5 protein-coding genes are annotated in these 17642 nt (G+C 67.9%); 3 read left to right on the top strand and 2 right to left on the bottom strand.

Going from position 1 to position 17642, the window contains the following annotated elements; genetic code table 11:
• The 3 genes from PMI38_RS04320 to PMI38_RS04330 form a co-directional block, all read left to right on the top strand.
• Nucleotides 1–3863, top strand: a 3863-nt coding sequence (locus PMI38_RS04320; RefSeq protein ID WP_008091135.1) for a condensation domain-containing protein, incomplete at its 5' end; no start/stop codon positions are given.
• Nucleotides 3860–6949 carry a non-ribosomal peptide synthetase gene (locus tag PMI38_RS04325; RefSeq protein ID WP_008091137.1) on the top strand — a complete coding sequence of 1030 codons (3090 nt, stop codon included), beginning with the start codon at nucleotides 3860–3862 and terminating at the stop codon, nucleotides 6947–6949. The genes PMI38_RS04320 and PMI38_RS04325, both read left to right, overlap by 4 nt.
• A 227-nt stretch (nucleotides 6950–7176) precedes the next feature.
• On the top strand, nucleotides 7177–9708 hold the full coding sequence (locus PMI38_RS04330) for a TonB-dependent siderophore receptor (RefSeq protein ID WP_008091139.1): 2532 nt from the start codon (nucleotides 7177–7179) through the stop codon (nucleotides 9706–9708).
• Between the two features lie 204 nt (nucleotides 9709–9912).
• Here PMI38_RS04330 and PMI38_RS04335 read toward each other — a convergent pair whose 3' ends face one another.
• Nucleotides 9913–10869 carry an alpha/beta hydrolase gene (locus PMI38_RS04335; protein ID WP_008091142.1) on the bottom strand — a complete coding sequence of 319 codons (957 nt, stop codon included), beginning with the start codon at nucleotides 10867–10869 and terminating at the stop codon, nucleotides 9913–9915.
• Nucleotides 10870–10930: 61 nt separating this feature from the next.
• Nucleotides 10931–17642: non-ribosomal peptide synthetase (locus tag PMI38_RS04340; RefSeq protein WP_043273028.1), on the bottom strand; the 6712-nt coding region annotated here is incomplete at its 5' end.

Raw genomic sequence — 17642 nt, forward strand, 5'->3', positions numbered from 1 at the left:
TGGACCAGCCGCAGGCGCCGCTGGCCGACAACCCTGCGCCGCGTGCATCCGCTGACAACCTGCTGGCGTTGATCTACACCTCCGGCTCCACCGGCCGGCCAAAAGGCGTGGCCCTGAGTCACGGGGTCATCGCCGGGCACCTGCGGACCATGGCCGAGCAATACCAGGTCACGGCGCAGGACCGCTTCGTGCACTTCGCCTCGATCAACTTCGACTGGGGCACCGAGCAGTGGCTGCTGCCCCTGAGCCAGGGCGCGTGCTGCATCCTGCGCGGCGACCAGATCTGGACCGCGGCCCAGGCGTTCGAGGTGATCGAGCGCGAGCGCGCCAGCGTGGTCTACTTCCCTACCCAGTACGCCTGCCAGCTGGCCGAATGGGCCCGTCAGGAAGGCCGGCAACTGCCGGTGCGCTGCCTGAACGTGGCGGGTGAAGCACTGCCGCGCGAAGGCTTCGAGCGGCTCCAGGCGCATGTACGGCCGCAGCGTATCGTCAACGGCTACGGCCCTACCGAAACGGTGATCACGCCGCTGCTGTGGCAGGCCGATGGCGATACCCGCATCGACACCGGCTACGCGCCCATCGGTACGCCGGTGCCGGGGCGCAGTGCCTACCTGCTCGACCCCGCCCTGCAGCTGCTGGATGCCGGCAACGCCGGTGAGCTGTACATCGGCGGCCCATGCCTGGCCCGTGGTTACTTCGGCCAGGCGGCGCTGACCGCCGAGCGCTTCGTGCCCGACCCGTTCGACCCGGTCGGCGGCGGGCGCCTGTACCGCAGTGGCGACCTGGTGCGCCAGCAGGCCAATGGCGAGCTGGAATTCCTTGGCCGCCTCGACCATCAGGTGAAGATCCGCGGCTTCCGCATCGAACCCGGCGAGGTCGAAGCCTGCCTGCTGGCCCGCACCGATGTGCGCGAGGCAGTGGTGATGCCGCGCGGGCAGGGCGCCGACCTGCACCTGGCGGCCTGGCTGGTGCCGACCGAGGATCTGGTCAACGACAGTGGCCTGCGCCAGCGCATCCTTGACGACCTGCGTGCCAGCCTGCCGGCTTACATGGTGCCGGCACGCCTGCAGTTGCTCGACCGGCTGCCGCTGAACCCCAACGGCAAGGTCGACCGCAAGGCGCTGCCAGAAATCACCGACGAAAGCGCTGCGGCCTTCAGTGCGCCGGTGGACGCCCTCGAACAGGAAGTCGCCCTGGCCTGGGCCGAGGTGCTGGGCATGGCCGAGGTCGGACGCTTCGAGCATTTCTTCGAGGCCGGTGGCCATTCGTTGCTGGCCACCCAGGTGGTGGCGCGGCTGCACCGTGCCGGCCACACCGGCATCGGTGTGCGCGAGCTGTTCAGCCACCCGCGCCTGTGCGATTTCGCCGACTGCCTGCGCCAGGCGCAGCCGGCTGCCGTCACCGGGCCACAGTTGCGGGCCCTGGGCGACAAGGTCAGCGCGCCGCTGTCGTTGGCCCAGCGCCGGCTGTGGATCGCCGAGCAGTTCAGCCAGGGCAGCGGTGCCTACGGCATGCCGCTGGCCCTGCGCCTGGTGGGCCCGCTGCAGGTCGAGTGCCTGCACCAGGCACTGCAGGCACTGGTGCAGCGTCACGAGGTGCTGCGCAGCGCGGTCGAGTGTGACGACGAGGGCGAACCGCTGCTGCTGATCCGCTCGGCGGTGAGCATCGCGCTGCCGTGTGAGGACCTTTCCCGGCTTGGCGCCGCCGAACAGCAGCTGCACGTGCTGGAGGCGCAACTGGCCAACGTGCGCCAGGCGATCCCGCTGGACCAGGCACCGATGCTGCGTGCCGGCCTGCTGCGGCTGTCCGGCGAGGCCCATGTGCTGCTGCTGAACATGCACCACATCATCTCCGATGGCTGGTCCATGGCGTTGATGGTCAACGAGCTGATCGCCAGCTACAGCGCCTTCGCCCAAGGCCAGGCGCCTGCGCTGGCAGCCTTGCCGCTGCAGTACTCCGACTACGCACTGTGGCAGGCCGAATGCGAGCGCGCCGGGCTGCTGCAGGCACCGGCGCAGTGGTGGCGCACGGCGTTGCACGGCAGCAGCGGGCGGCTGGCGTTACCCACCGACCTGCCGCGTCCGGCCCAGGCTTCGCAGGCTGGCGAAAACCTCAACTTCGACCTGCCACAGGCCACGGTCGAGGCGGTGCGCGCCCGCGCCGCGCAGCTGGGCGTAACGCCCTACATGCTGTTGCTGGCGGCGTTCCAGCTGCTGATGCACCGCGCCAGCGGCCAGCACGACCTGCTGCTCGGCGCCGACGTCGCCGGCCGCGAGCACCCTGACCTGGAGGCGCTGATCGGCTTCTTCGTCAACGTCCTGCCGCTGCGTTCGCAACTGGACGAGCAGCTGGACTTCGCCGCCTGGCTGGCGCGCACCCGCACCACCTTGCTCGATGCCAGCGCCCAGCAGGCGCTGCCGTTCGACCTGATCGTCGAGGCCGCCGCCACGCCGCGCCATCCCGGCATGAACCCGCTGGTGCAGGTCTTGTTCGTGATGAACGACATGCCGCTATCGCACAGCGACCTGGCCGACCTGCAGGTGCAGGTGCTGCCGCAAGCGGGCGGCTATTCGAAATTCGACATGGCGCTGTTCATCGACCCGGTCGCGGCCGGCTGGCGCGTCACCTGGCAGTACGCCACCGAGCTGTTCAAGGCAGAACGGATCCAGGCCCTGCTGCGTGGCTGGCTGGACATCCTCGACCAGGTACTGGGCAACCCACATATCCAACTGAGAGAGATCACTATGTCGGTTCACAGTGAAATCGTCGCGGCGCCTGCAGCGGGCAGCGCGCTGCCGCGCAAGGACAAGCTGGGCAGTTTCCTCAAGCGTGGCGCTGCGGCGCCGGCGGCCAAGCCCGCCAGCGTGGTGCGCGAGCAGGCGCTGGTGCCGGGCCAGGCCTTCCCGCTGCTGGTCGAGCCGGTCGATCCGGGTATCAGCCTGACCGACTGGGTGGTGGCCAACCGCGCCGAGGTCGAGCGCAAGCTGGTCAGCCATGGCGGCATCCTGTTCCGTGGCTTCGGGCTGCAGACCCCGCAGGACTTCGAGGCTTTCGCCGAGGCGGTGCAGCCGGGCCTGTATGGCCAGTACGGCGACCTGCCGAAGAAGGAGGGCGGCAAGAACACCTACCGCTCTACGCCGTACCCGGAGCAGAAGATGATCCTGTTCCACAACGAAAGCGCCCACCAGGACCGCTGGCCGCGCAAGCAGCTGTTCTTCTGCGAGCTGCCGTCGCCGGTCGGTGGTGCCACGCCGGTGGTGGATTGCCGGCTGATGTACCAGCGCCTGCCCGAGGGCTTGCGCCAGCGCTTCGAAGACAAGGGCCTGTTGTACGTGCGCACCTTCACCGACAAGCTGGACGTGTCCTGGCAGCACTTCTTCAAGACCGAGTCGCGCGCCGAGGTCGAGCGCCGTTGCCAGGCGTCGGGTATCCAGTGGCGCTGGCTGGACAACGACGAGCTGCAGATCCGCACGCCGTGCCCGGCGGTGATCGAGCACCCGGTCAGCGGCCAGAAGAGCTTCTTCAACCAGGTGCAGCTGCACCACGTGTTCTGCCTGGATGCCGATGTGCGCGAGGACCTGCTGGCGCTCTACGGCCTGGAGCGCATGCCGCGCCATGTTTACTACGGCGATGGCAGCCCGATCGAGGATGCCGACATGGCCCTGATCGGCGAACTGTACGAGGCCTGCGCGGTGCGCTTCGACTGGCAGGCGGGTGATGTGATCCTGCTCGACAACATGCTCGCCGCCCACGCCCGCGACCCGTTCCAGGGCCCACGCAAGATCGTCGTCGCCATGGGCGACATGATGACCCGCGACGACCTCCAAGCCCTCACCTTGAACCGATCTGGAGTGCAAGCATGAACATGACCGTCGAAGCCAGCGGCCTGCCGCTGTTGCCCCTGCAAGCGCTCGCGCTGCCCGCGCAGCCGGCGCCTTGGCGCGAGGTGGCGCGGTGCATCGGCGTGCAGCTGAGCAGCGTGCCGGCACCCGGCGCACTGCAGGCCGCCCTGCAGCAGTGGCAGGTACAGCACGCTGTGCTGCGCCTGCGCATTGGCCAGGCGGCGGGCTATCGCGGCCTGCGCCAGTTCGTCGAGGCCGAAGGCGCGGCCGTGCAAGTGACCCAACTGGGCGTGAGCGACGAGGCCGGCCGTGAAGCCTGGTTCGAACGCTTGGTCGACGTGCAGGCCGACGCACCCGTGGCCGTGCTGCTCTGCGAACAGGCCGGGGGCCGCTGCCAGCTGGTGCTGGGCGTGCTGGCGGCGGTGGCCGACGAAGCCAGCCTGCCGCTGCTGGCGGCGAGCCTGGCGAAGCTCTTCCACGGACAACTGGCCGATGCAGGGGAGGGTGACTTCGATCAGTACCTGCAATGGCGCAGCGAAGTGCTGGTCGATGAGGACGCCGCCACCGCCCGGGCCTACTGGAGCGCGTGCAACGTCCAGGTGGCCAGCGCCCAGCAATTGCCCTGGCGGGCGTTGCCCGACAGCGCACGCCGCGATCGCCAGCAGGCCAGCGCAGCGCTCGACCCTGACGTCGTGCAACGCCTCGGCGAGCTTGGTTTGCCATTGCCCACGGTGTTACAGGCCGCCTGGTGGTTGCTGCTGGCGCGGCTCGATGGCCAGCCGGCGCAGGTGGTGAACTGGTGGCATGACAGCCGTGTTGACTATGAGTATTTCGCAGACAGCGCGGGCGTCTATCACAAGCAGCTGCCGCTGCTCATCGGCTATCAGGCCGAACAGCCATTGCGCGTCTGGCTGCAGGCGCTGGCCGGGCAGTTGGAGCAGCATGCGGCCTGGCAGGAGTACTACACGCCCGAGCTGACCCCGGCACTGCAGCCCGCCGCCATCGGCTTCAGCCTCGCTCCGGCACGGCCGGCACTGGCGGGTGGGTGGCAAATCCTGGCGCATCAGGCGCCAGCGCCCGCTGCCGAGCTGGCGCTGCAGGTCGATTGCGACCCGGCAGGGCCACAGGTGACGTTGCAGCACTGGACGTCGCTGCACAGCCCGGCACTGGTGCAGGTGCTGCTCGAACAGTACCTCACGCTGCTGGCCAGCATCGCCGCTACCCCTGATGCCAGCCTCGCCAGCCTCGACCTGCTGGGCGAGCAGCAGCTGCGCCTGGTGCTGGCGGGCAATGCCGAAGCGCCTGCGCTGGGACCACTGTTGCCGGCACAGGTCGCGCGCTGGCTGCGCGAACAGCCGCAGGCACTGGCGATCGTCGACCAGGGGCAGGGCTGGAGCTGGCATCAGCTCGATCAACTGGCCAGTACCCTGGCCGCACAGCTGCAGGCCCAGGGCGTGGGCAGTGGCAGCGTGGTCGGCCTGCTGCTGCCGCGCTCGGCGCACTGGCTGGCGGCCGTGCTGGCTTGCTGGAAGTGTGCAGCCGCCTACTTGCCGCTGGACCCCGCCTGGCCCGCCGCGCGGCGCGAGCAGGTCAGCCGCCTGGCCGGGGTGCATGTGCAAATCGATACGGCGCTGATCGAAGGCCTCGAAGGCACTTCGAAGGCCTTCGAGGCGCGACCGCTGACGGCCGATACCGCGGCCTACGTGCTGTTCACCTCGGGCTCGACCGGCGAGCCCAAGGGCGTGGTCATCGAGCATGGCCAGCTCGCCAGCTATCTGCAGGCAGCGGAGCAGGCACTTGGCCTGGCGGCGTGCAGACACTTCGCCTTCAGTGCCACGGTGGCGGCTGACCTGGGCCATACCAGCCTGTTCGGTGCCGTGCAGTTCGGGGCCACCCTGCATGTCGCCAGCGATGCGCAGATGCAGGACCCGGCGGCCTTCGCCGCGTTCGTGCGCGATAACGCTATCGACTGCCTGAAGATCGTGCCGTCGCACCTGGCCGCGCTGCTCGACGGTGCCGAGGCGTGCCTGCCGTCCACGGTGGTGCTGGGCGGCGAAGCCCCGTCAGGGCCATTGCTCGAACGCATTCAGCGGGTAGCGCCGCAAGCGCGGGTGTTCAACCACTATGGCCCCACCGAAGCCACCGTCGGCGTGCTGGTTCAACCCCTGCAAGCCCCGGCGCCGCAGCTGAGCCTCGGCCAGGTGCTGGCGGGCAACCGGGTGTACCTGCTGACGGCCGAGGGTCGACTGGCAGCCGTCGGCGAACTGGCCGAGCTGTATCTGGGCGGACGCCAACTGTGCCGCGGCTACCTGGGTGGGGACGGCGGCGAAACGCGCTTCATCGAGAACCCGCTGCAGCCCGGCGAGCGGCTTTATCGCACCGGTGACCTGGGGCGCTATCAGCCCGACGGCAGCATCCTGCTGCAGGGCCGCCAGGATCATCAGGTGAAGATCCGCGGTTTCCGCATCGAGCTGGCCGAAGTGGAAGCGCGCCTGCTGGAAATCGACGGCGTTGCCCAGGGGGCGGTGGTGGCACTCGAAACGCTGCCCGGGCAGTTGGAGCTGCTGGCCTGTTACAGCGTGCACGCGGATGCCCCGGGCCTCGATGAAGCGGCGCTGCGCGCACGCCTGGGCGCCAGCCTGCCGGCGGCCATGGTGCCCGCGCAGCTGCGCCAGCTTTCGAGCCTGCCGCGCCTGGCCAACGGCAAGGTCGACCGCCGCGCCCTGGCGCAGCTGCCGGCGCAGGCAGGGCAGGGCGATGAGCAGGACGCGCCGCAGGATGCCTTGCAGCAACTGCTGACCCAGCGCATGGCGCAGTTGCTCGGGCGAGAGTGCATCGGTATCCACACCGACTTCTTCGCCGCCGGCGGCCATTCGCTGCTGATCATCAAGCTGGTGGCCGGCATCCGCAAATTGCTCAACTGCGAGATGGCCCCCGCGCTGGTGTTCGAGCACCCCACGGTGGCGGGGCTGGCGGCCGCGTTGCAGGCCGCCGAGGTGAACAAGGGGCAGTTGCAGAAGATCGCCCAAGCACGCCTGCAACTGGAACGCATGAGCCCGGAAGAAAAGGCCCGGCTGCTGGCCAAGGCCAACAACGCCACGGCCTAGCGCGGCGACACGGCAGGTGAAAAAGGCAGCCCTCGGGCTGCCTTTTTTATGGCCGCGTAGACCATTGCGAAACGTTAATGAAAAAAGTTATCAGTTTTTTTTACGTTCGTGCGTCTTACTAGTGAGCCTCACCAAACGCGTTGTTCCATCCGCGTGGTTCTCACTTGAAACGGCCCCCAGAGACCGTCAACCAAACACTCATAGATCATTCGGAGTCAGTTGCGCACATGAAGTCCAAACGTATGCGAAACAAGGGGGCAGCCTTGGCCGCCGGTCCAGCGAAGTGGAGCCTGCGGGCTTCGGCTCTGGTGCTGAGCCTGGCCATGGCGCATGCGCACGCCAAGCCGGTTGCCGTGGACATTCCGGCCCAGCCGCTGGACCAGGCGCTGGTTGCCCTTGGCAAGCAGACCGGCCTGCAGATGGTCTATTCGCCCGACCTGGTCAGCGGCAAGCGTGCGCCCAAGGTCAGCGGCACCATGGAACCCGACCAGGCCCTGGCGCAACTGCTGGACGGCGCTGGCCTGACCTACCGCATCGAGAACAACTCGGTGATGCTGATCAGCACCGACAGCAGCGACATCGGTGCCGGCGCCATGGTCATCGGCGAAACCACCATCATGGGCCAGGGGATGGGCCAGGCCACCGAGAACACCGGCTCCTACACGCCGGGGTTGACCAGCGTCGGCTCCAAGAGCCCGACCTCGCTGAAGGAAACCCCGCAGTCGGTGTCGGTCGTCACCCGCCAGCTGATCGAAGACCGCCAGATCACCGACATCAACGATGCGATGAAGGCCGTGCCGGGCGTGACCGTGCAGAGCTCCACGTTCCGCATCCAGGACTTCTACTCGCGCGGCTTCCCGATCCAGAACATCCAGCTCGACGGCGCAGCGCCCATGGCCCTGGGCACCACTGCAGGCAGCTTCTATTCGTCGAACATCTACGACATCGCCGAATTCGACCACGTCGAAGTGCTGCGCGGCTCCAGTGCGTTGTTCGGCGGCACCGGCGACCCGGGCGGCATCATCAACCTGGTGCGCAAGCGCCCGCTGGACTTCTACCAGCTCAAGTTCACCGCCTCGGCGGGCAGCTGGGACAACTACCGCAGCGAGCTGGACGTGACCGGCCCGCTGGGCTTCGATGGCAAGCTGCGTGGCCGGGCGGTGGTGGCCTACCAGGACCGTCAGTACTTCGTCGACAACCGCGCCACCGACAAGCCGTTCTTCTACGGTGTGCTCGAAGCCGATGTGACCGACGACACCATGCTCACCGCCGGCATGCGCTTCAACAAGGTGCATGAAACCGGTACCGCCTCGGCCGTACCGCGCTACAGCGACGGCGCCGACCTGGGGCTACCGCGCCACACCGGGCTGTCCACCACTTGGGCCTATGCCGACGGTTTTTCGCGCGAGTACTTCGCCAAGGTCGACCATCGCCTGAACGACGATTGGAAGCTCAACCTCAGCTACACCAACATCTACGACACCATCGATACCAACAACGCCACCACCCTGGGCTCGGTCAACCCGGTCACTGGCAGCGGTGTGACCCGCTACGGTACCTGGGTCACCCAGTGGAGTGAGCAGAACCTGTATGACGCCAACATCTCGGGCGACTTCAGCATGTTCGGCCTGAATCACCGTCTGGTGGTCGGTGGCGATTACCAGGAGATCGACAGCCGTTGGCAAGGTACCGGCCGCTTCACCACCGCCGGTGGCCCGGTCAACGTCTTCGACCCCGACTCCACGCCATGGGACGATCCAGGTGCGCGGCCGAACATCAGCCGTGACTACAAGCCCAACAGCCAGACCCAGTACGGCCTGTACTCGAGCCTGCGCCTGCAGGTGGCCGAGCCGCTGCACGTCATCCTCGGTGCCCGGGTACAGCGTTACAAGTTCGAACAGACCTACCAGACCGCCAACGCAGCGGGCGTCTGGACCCAGCAGTCGCGCGTCGACATGCACGAGCCGACCAAGGTCACGCCCTTCGGCGGCATCGTCTATGACCTGACCGATGAGTGGGCGGCCTACGCCAGTTACGCGGAAATCTTCAAGCCGCAGCAGAACCTCCTGGCTGGTCCGGCAAACTCGGGCAGCACGCTCGACCCGATGACCGGCAAGACCTACGAAACCGGTATCAAGGGCGAGTTGTTCGGTGGTGCGGTCAACACCAGCATTGCGCTGTACTACACCAAGCGTGAAGACCAGGCCGTGCAGGACGCGAACTTCCCACCCACTCAGGTCGCGTTCGGCGGCAACTGCTGCTACGTCAACGGCGGCGAGACGATCAGCAAGGGCATCGACATGGAGATCTCCGGCGAAATCCTGCCGGAGTGGATGATGATGGCCAGCTACACCCTCAACCTGAACAAGAACCGCGACACCGACTCGGCGCTGAGCACCGTCACGCCCAAGCACATGGCCAAGGTATTCACCACCTACCGCCTGCCGGGCGTGCTGAACGACTTCCGCGTCGGCGGTGGTGTGGATATCCAGAGCGCGACCAAGGTCAGCGGTACCGCGGCGACCTTCGACGGCCAGGGTAATGTGGTGCAAGCCAACGTACCGTTCGAGTATGAGCAGAGCGGCTATGCGATCTGGAACGCGATGGTCGACTACCGCATCGACGAGCACTGGAACGTGGCGCTCAATGGCAACAACCTGTTCGACAAGAAGTACTACCAGACGGTGGGTACCTCGACCTATGGCAACTACTATGGCGATCCGCGCAACTTCATGCTGACGGTGCGGGCTACGTACTGAGTGCTGAGGGTGTGAACAGGAAAACCGGAGCTTGCTCCGGTTTTTTTTGTGCTTGCCCTGGTTTTTTGGGGGGCCTGTACTGGCCCTTTCGCGGGACAAGCCCGCTCCCACAGGTACCCCACAGCCTTTGCGAACAGAGCAGGAGCTGTGGGAGCGGGCTTGTCCCGCGAAGGGGCCGGCACAGGCGGGAGCCCTCGGCTGCCTTTACCTTGCCTGCAGCACATCCTCCAACCATTGCCCGACTGCCGCATAAACGTCGGCTGTGGCCCCCGTAATCTCCGACATCCGCAAAAAGTCATGGGTCAACCCCGCCTCGATGCGCAGGGTAGTCGGCGTGCCGCTGGCTTCCAGCTTGCCCGCATACTCCAGCCCTTCATCGAACAGCGGATCGTACTGAGCCAAATTGACGTACGCCGGTGCCATGGCCGGCAGCGCCGGATGCAGCAGCGGTGAGGCGCGCCAGTCGCCGTGCGCCTGGGTGCTGCCCAGGTAGTGGGCGTAGAACCAGTCCAACGTCGCACTTTCCAGCAGGTAACCTTCCGCATACCGCTGGTGCGAGCTGCGTCGGGTATTGCTTTCCGCTACCGGATAAAACAGCAACTGCGCTTTCACCGCCATGGCCTGCGGTCGTTCGGCCGCCGTGATCGCCAACACCGTGGCCAACGTCGCCCCGGCGCTGTCGCCGGCCAGCACCAGATCCGTCGCCTGCAATCCGAGCGCGCCGGCGTTGCGCTGCAGCCATTGCACAGCATCCTCGCAGTCGTGCAGAGCGGTCGGGAACGGTCGCTCTGGCGCCAGTCGGTACTCCGGTGCGAACACCGCGTAGTCACCCAGGCAGGCCAGCCGACGGCAGACGCAATCGTGCGAATCGAGGCTGCCGACCACATAGCCACCGCCATGCAGGTACACCAGCGTGGCCTTGGGCGTGATGCCCGGGCGGCGGTACAGGCGGGCGGGCAATTGCGCGCCATCGCGGGTGTCGAACTGCAACGCGCTCACCTCGATCTGCGCGGGTGGGTCGGGGTCGAGCAGGCGTGAAGCATTTTCGAACTCTGCACGTGCCTGGGCGACGCTCAGCTGATGCATGGGCAGGCTCTTGCCGGTCAGGCGGCCGAGTTCGGCCAATTCCAGGAACGCTTCCAGATCGCAGTCCAGGGACATTCAGGTATTCCTTGCAAATCGATGAAAAAGGCCCGGCCGCAGAGCGCGGCCGGGCGTCGGTTCAGACGGCTGGCGCGGTCACCCTGTGCAGGCGCTCATGCAGGGCGTCGAGCAGTGCGGCATGGCTGACGATGGCGTAGTGGTCCGCACCCAGGCGCTGGCTGGAGCGAACCGCGCGGTTCGCCTCGAAGGCCTGGGCAGGGCCGGCATCGCCACTGTCGGCCCACCAGCAATCGAGGCGCGCGGCCACGGCGGGCAAGGCGTGCAACTTCAGCGAGAGGCGCTTGAGGGTCATGGCCGCAGAGAAGGTGCGAGCCAGTTCTTCGCTCGACGGCAGGCTGCTTGCCTCCACACCGGCCAGGCTCTGTTCGATCAGCTCCTGCAACTGTGCCGCCTCGGCCTCTGCCGGTGCCGACAACAACGGCAGGCTGGCCGCAGGTCTGCCGCTGACCACCGCGAGGAAGGCCTGCAGGTCGCCGCCGCAGTCTTCTTCCAGTGCCTCGCCGGCTTCGCCCGGCAGGTAGGTGTCGACCAGGCCCAGCAGCTCGACCTGTTGCCCCTGGCTTTCCAGTTCGCGGCTGACCAGCATCGCCAGCGTCCCGCCCAGCGACCAGCCCAACAGGCGATACGGCCCCTGCGGCTGCTTCTGGCGGATGTACTGGGCGTAGTCGATGGCCATGGCCTCCAGCGATTCGTCCTGCCACTGGCGGTCGAGCAGCATGCGGTTTTGCAGGCCGTAGACGCTGCACAGGCCGTCCAGCCGCTGGGCCAGCGGGCGGTAGTCGAACACCGTGCCGAACCCGGCATGCAGGCAGAACAGCGGCGCCTGCTGCTCGACCTTGCGGTTGAGCAACAACAGCGGGTCGAGCGCGGCTTGCGGCTGGTCGCTGGCCGGGCACAGCTCGGCGATGGTCGGACGCGCGATCAGGTCGCGCAGCTTCAGGTTCAGGCCCAGCTCGGGCTGCTTGCGCAAGCGCGACAGCACCTTCAGCACGCCCAGCGAATCGCCACCGAGTTCGAAGAAGTGGTCGGTCACGCCGACCTGCTCCAGGCCCAGGACATCGGCCCAGATGGCCGCAAGCGCGTGCTGGCGTTCATCGGCGGGGGCCTGATAGCTGCGCTCGGCCAGACTCGGCTCGGGCAGCGCGCGGCGGTCGACTTTGCCGTTGGGGGTCAGAGGCAGGGCATCGAGCACCATCAACTGGGCCGGCACCATGTAGTCCGGCAGCACCTGGCGCAGGTGGTCGAGCAGCGGCGCAGTGGCGCGCTCGCCCTCGCTGCGTACCACATAGCCAACGAGTTGCTTGCCTGTGGCCGCTTCGCGCGCCACCACCACCGCATCGAGCACGCCGGGGACATCGCGCAGGCGCGCTTCGATCTCGCCCAGCTCGATACGGAAACCACGGATCTTCACCTGGTTGTCCAAGCGGCCGAGGTAGTCGAACACCCCGTCCGGGCGCTGACGCACCAGGTCGCCGGTGCGGTACAGCCGCCCGCCACAGGTGCTGAACGGGTCGGCAACGAAGCGCTCGGCGCTCAGGCCAGGACGGTTGTGGTAACCACGGGCCAGGCCTTCACCGCCGATGTACAGCTCCCCGGCAAAGCCAACCGGCAACGGGTTGAGGCAGTCGTCGAGCACGTACAGCGTGCGGTTGCCCACCGCCTCGCCAATCGGTGCATACACCGCATCGCAGTGGGCGCTGACGGGTGCCTTCCACAGCAGCGGGGTGACCACGGTCTCGGTCGGGCCATAGCCGTTGGTGAGGTACTGGGGCTTGAGCACCTGCTTGACCAGCTCGAAGTTGGCGTCGGCCACCGCATCGCCACCGAAGCAGTAGATGCGCACTGGCGGTGGGGTCGGCTGGCCTTGGCCATACTCCGCCAGTTGCTGCAGGTAGGCCGGTGGGAAGCAGGCGATGCTGATCGCCTCGGCGTGCAGCACGTCCCAGGTTTCCTGCGGGGTCCACAGGGTGTTGCCGCGGATCACCAGCTGGCCGCCGCTGATCAGGGTCGACAGCCAGCGCTCCTGGGCACCGTCGAAGGCGAACGACATGAACAGCAGCTCGCGGGTCGCCGGGGTCATCTCGTAGCGTTCGATGATCGCCTGGCAGTGCATGCGCAGCGGGCCGCGCGCCACGGCGACGCCCTTGGGGTTACCGGTGGAGCCGGAGGTGTAGATCATGTAGCTGAGCTGATCGTCCAGCGCCTGGCGGCCTGGGTCGTGGTCCTTCAGCGACAGCGCGCAGTGGTCCAGGTCCAGGCGGCGTGCCGGGGCAACCCCCAGGCGCTCGCCGATGGCCTGCTCGGTCAGCAGCAGGGCCACGTCGGCGTCGCCGATGATCCATTGCAGGCGTTCGGCGGGGTAGTCGATGTCCAGCGGGACGTAGGCGGCGCCGGCCTTCATCACGGCGTAGAAGGCGACGACGGTGTCTACCGAACGGCCCAGGGCGATGCCGACCCGGTCCTCGCGGCCGATGCCACGCTCGATCAGGCTCCAGGCCAGGCGATTGGCCTGCTGCTCCAGCTCCGCGTAGGTCAGCTGGCGACCGTCGCAGCGTACCGCGACCTGGTCCGGGCGCTGTTCGGCGTGGCGGCCGATCAGGGCGGCCAGGTCGGGCTGTTCGGCAGTCTCTGGCGGCAACTGTTGGGCAGCGTCCACCGGCAGGCCGAGCGTGCCGACGGCGGCTTCGGGGTTGTCCAGCAAGCGCTCCAGCAGGGCCTCGAAGTGGCTGCGAATGGCTTCGACCTGGTGCGCCTGGAAGTGGTCGAGGCGGTACAGGAACTCGATGCGCAGGCGCGTGTTCAGGTGCACGGCCAGGTCCATCGGGTAGTTGGTGACATCGCGCAGCTGCGCTTCGCCGAATTGCAGGCCGGCGCTGCCGGCGCTCTGCAGGCGTTCGTCGATCGGGTAGTTCTCGAACACGATGATGCTGTCGAACAGGGCCTGGCCGTTGCTTTCGGCCCAGCGCTGGATGTCCACCAACGGCGTGTGCTCGTGGTCGCGTACTTCCAGGTTGCAGGTCTGCAGCTGCTGCAGCCAGGCCTGTACCGGTTGCGCCGGGTGCGGGGCCTGGATGATCGGCAAGGTGTTGATGAACAGCCCCAGCAGGCTGTCGGCACCCGCCAGGCTCGCCGGGCGCCCGGACACCGTGGCGCCGAAGCACACGGTCGGCTGCCCGGTGTAGCGCTGCAACAGCAGTACCCAGGCCGCTTGCACCAGGGTGTTGGGGGTGACCCGTAGGCGCTGGGCCTGTTCGCGCAGCCAGGTGGTGCGCTGCTCGTCCCAGTGCAGGTACAGCGCGTCGTGGCCTTGCGCGCCTGACGCATTGCGGGTACCGGCGGCACCGGCCAGTTGCGTTGGCCCCTGCAGCTCGGCCAGGCGTGGCCGCCAGAAGGCTTCGCTGGTTTGCTGGGCCGGGGCCTGAAGCCAGCGGATATAGTCGCTGTAACGGCCCTGCTGGGGCGGCAGTGGCTGGCCGGCATAGCACTGGAACAACTCGCCGAGCAGGCGCGACTGGCTCCAGCCGTCCATGAGGATATGGTGGCTGGTCAGGATCAGCTGGTGGCGCTCATCGTCCAGGCGCACCAGCAGCAGGCGCAGCAAGGGCGGGGCGAGCAGGTCGAAGGGCCGGCGCCGTTCGGCCTCGGCGGCCGCCGCCAGGCGCGCCGGGTCGACGGCCTGGCCGCGCCAGTCCTGTTCACGGGCGTCGAGCTGGCCCTGGCGCAGCACCACCTGCAGCGGTTCGCGCAGTTGCGGTGCCTGCCAGAAGGCGCTGCGCAGCATCTCGTGGCGCTGCACCAGTTGTCCCCAGGCGGCGATGAAGCGCGACGCCTGCAGGCCCTGGACCTCGACGCTGGTCTGGTTGATGTAGAAGTCGCCACCGGCGCTGTCCTGGGTGTGGAACAGCATGCCCTGCTGCACGGTGGACAGCGGGTAGATGTCCTCGACCTGCTCGCAAGGGAAGGGCAGCAAGGCCAGCTGGGCCTGGGTCAGCCGCGCCAGGGGCACGTCCGACGGGGTCAGGCCACGGCGTGTGCCCTGGCCGCACAGGGCGACCACGGCGCGCAGCTCGCTGGCGTAGTCGTCGGCCAGTTGCTGCAGCTGCGCCGGCTCGAACATCAACGGGCTGAAGCGCCAGTTCAGACGTAGCTCGCCGTCGAACACCTGGCCGTTGAGGGCCAGCCAGTTCTGCAGCGGTGCGTCCGGGCTGTGTTCACGGCCCTTGTCTGCCGGGACTGGCCGGAACAGCGCGGCGTCATCGCCATGGCCGCTGTCGAACTGACCGAGGTAGTTGAAGGTGATGCGGGCCGTGGGCAGCGCGGCCAGGGCCTCGCGCAGCGCCGGGCTGGCGTAGCTGCGCAGGGCCCCGAAGAACGCGCCCTTGGCGGGCAGTTCGCGCAGGTGCTCCTTGGTCAGCATGATTGCCTCGGCCAGCGAGTCGCCGGCACTGATGCGTGCGGGGTAGAGGCTGGTCAGCCAACCGACCGTGCGGGTCAGGTCGGCTTCGTCGTCGGCGAAGGCTTCGCGGCCGTGGCCTTCGAGTTCGACCAGGTGGTCGCGGGCACCGGTCCAGCGTTGCAGCACGCGGGCCAGTGCAGCCAGCAGCAGGTCGTTGATCTGTGTGCGGTAGGCTGCCGGGCAGTCCTTGAGCAGGCGCGCGGTGGTGTCGGCATCCAGGTGGGTGGCCACGCTGTGGCTGTCACGCACGCGCAGCGGCGCGCGGCTGTCGCGTGCGGGCAGGGTGGTATCGATACCGCTGCTCTGGCCTTGCCAGAACGCGGCTTCCTGCTCGCCCGCCGGGCTCTGCGCGTGCGCCTGCAGGCGCAGGGCCCAGTCCTGCACCGACAGGGTGCGTGCCGGCAGCTCGCAGGCCTGACCGGCGCTGGCCTGGGTGTAGGCGCTGTGCAGGTCTTCGAGGAGGATGCGCCAGGACACGCCGTCCACCGCCAGGTGGTGGATCACCAGCAGCAGCCGCTGTTCGCCCTCGACCTCACCCTGGACTGCACGCAGCAGGGGGCCGTGGGCCAGGTCGAGGCTGCCCTGGGCGCGGTCGCACAGTGCCTGCCAGGTTTCGCCTTGGCGGGCATCGAACTGCCAGAGCAGATCGTCTCCCGGCGCCTGTTCGTCGAAGTGCGCCTGCCACTCGCCTTGTGGCGCCTGGAACCGCAGGCGCAGGGCATCGTGGGCCGCCACCAGGGCATGCAGGGCGCGGCGCAGGTGGGACGGCTCCGGCGCCAGGCGGGCCTTGAGCATCACCGACTGGTTCCAGCGCTGCGCCTCGGGCATGGCCTGGGCGAAGAACTGCTGCTGCATCGGCAGCAGCAGGCTGTTGCCACGGGCGGGCAGGTGCGTGGCCTGGGCCTGCTGCACCTGGGTTTGCGCAACCTGCGCCAGGGTGCGCACGGTCTGGTGGCTGAACAGGTCCTTGGGGCTGAAGTGCAGGCCGTCACGGCGCCCCTGGCTGACCAGCTGGATGGACACGATCGAGTCGCCACCCAGTTCGAAGAAGTTGTCGTCGATGCCCACCTGGTCACGCTTGAGCACCCGCTGCCAGAGCTGCACCAGGCGCGCCTGCAGTTCATTCTCGGCGGCACTGTAGCTGGCCTGGGACTGGGCCATGCCGGGCTTGGGCAGGGCCTTGCGATCCAGTTTGCCGTTGGGACTCAGCGGCATGCTGTCGAGGAACAGCCAGTGGTTGGGCACCATGTAGTCGGGCAGGTGGGCCAGCAGTGCCTGAGTCAGTTGCTGACGCTGCGGCGCTGGCTGGCCAGCCTTGGCCACCAGGTAGGCGACCAGTTGGTTGTCCACCGCCAGCACCGCCGCTTCGTGAACGGCTGGCTGCTCCATCAGCCGTGCCTCGATTTCGCCCAGCTCGATACGCAGGCCGCGGATCTTCACCTGGTGGTCGATGCGCCCGCAGTATTCGATCACCCCGTCGGCGCGGTAGCGCGCCAGGTCGCCGGTGCGGTACATGCGCGCACCGGGCTGGAACGGGCAGGCCACGAAGCGTTCGGCGGTCAGCGCCGGACGCTGGTGGTAGCCGCGGGCCAGGCCCTCGCCGCCCAGGTAGAGTTCGCCGATGACCCCGGCAGGCTGTGGCTGCAGGCCGGCGTCGAGGATCCAGCAGGCCAGGTTGGCAATCGGCGTGCCGATCGGCACCGCTGTCGCGCCTTCGTCGCGGCAGGTCCAGTGGGTGACGTCGATGGCCGCTTCGGTGGGGCCGTAGAGGTTGTACAGGCTTGCCCCCGGCAGGCGTGCGAACACCTGTTGCTGGGCGTCCACCGGCAGGGCCTCGCCACTGCAGACGATGCGTTGCAGGCTGCTGCAACTGGCGACCTGATCATCGAGCAGAAACGCCTGCAGCATCGAGGGCACGAAGTGCAGCGTGGTCACCCGATGCTGGTGGATCAACCGCACCAGACGCGTCGGGTCGCGATGGTCACCCGGCGAGGCGATGGCCAGGCGCGCGCCGGTGATCAGCGGCCAGAAGAACTCCCACACCGACACGTCGAAGCTGAACGGGGTCTTCTGCAGCACCGTATCGCTGGCGTCCAGGCCGTAAGCCGCCTGCATCCACTGCAGACGGTTGGCCAACGCATGGTGGCTGTTGCCGGCGCCCTTGGGCCGGCCGGTGGAGCCGGAGGTGTAGATGACGTAGGCCAGTTGCTCGGGCGTGCACGGCAGTTGCGGGTCGTGCTCGGGCTGCGCGGTCGGCGTCTGGTCGAGCAGGTGCACCGCCAGGCCCGCCGGCAGCGGCAGGGGGTCAAGCAGG

This window comes from Pseudomonas sp. GM84, from assembly GCF_000282535.1.
In the GTDB taxonomy this organism is placed as follows: Bacteria; Pseudomonadota; Gammaproteobacteria; order Pseudomonadales; family Pseudomonadaceae; genus Aquipseudomonas.

Excerpts from the sequence above, each read along its gene's own strand:
- PMI38_RS04325 (WP_008091137.1), top strand. The coding sequence starts at position 3,860 with ATGAACATGACCGTCGAAGCCAGCGGCCTGCCGCTGTTGCCCCTGCAA.
- PMI38_RS04330 (WP_008091139.1), top strand. The coding sequence starts at position 7,177 with ATGAAGTCCAAACGTATGCGAAACAAGGGGGCAGCCTTGGCCGCCGGT.
- PMI38_RS04335 (WP_008091142.1), bottom strand. The coding sequence starts at position 10,869 with ATGTCCCTGGACTGCGATCTGGAAGCGTTCCTGGAATTGGCCGAACTC.